This window comes from Rhodoblastus acidophilus (genome assembly GCF_009720655.1).
Lineage (GTDB): Bacteria > Pseudomonadota > Alphaproteobacteria > Rhizobiales > Beijerinckiaceae > Rhodoblastus > Rhodoblastus acidophilus_A.
Genome location: NZ_WNKS01000060.1, coordinates 1 through 497, shown reverse-complemented (window position 1 = coordinate 497; position 497 = coordinate 1). Strand labels below are relative to the sequence as shown.

Genomic DNA, 497 nt, shown 5'->3' with positions numbered 1-497 from the left:
CCGTTGAACGCGTCGGCGTCGCCATCGTAATTGTCGTTGAACGTGTCGGCGCCCGCGCCGCCATTTAAGACGTCATTGAACTGCGAATCGTTAAAGACGTCGGCATTGGACGAGCCGGTGACCGTCACGCCCGCCGTCAGTGCGCCATCGGAGACGACGACGGAGTCGGCGCCGGTCACGCGGCTGGTGAAGTCGATCGCGCCGCCGGCGCCGCGCAGATAGACCTGGATCTGCGTGGTGGGATGGCCGCTGTCGATCAGGCTGGTGAAGGCGGAGAGCTGCGCGGTTGTCGTGTAGACGTAGGAGGTGTCGAGCACCTCAACATTACTGAAGCTGTAGCCGCCGAGGTCGCCGGATTTGACGGTGTCGACCTCGGTTCCGCCATCCACCGCGCCGGCGCCGCCGTTGAGCTGGAAGGTGTCGGCGCCGGCGCCGCCGTTGAACGCGTCGGCGTCGCCATCGTAATTGTCGTTGAACGTGTCGGCGCCCGCGCCGCC

At 66.0% G+C, this 497-nt stretch carries 1 pseudogene; it reads right to left on the bottom strand.

Going from position 1 to position 497, the window contains the following annotated elements:
• A pseudogene (locus GJ654_RS20940) lies at nt 1-497 on the bottom strand (hypothetical protein); the annotation flags it as partial.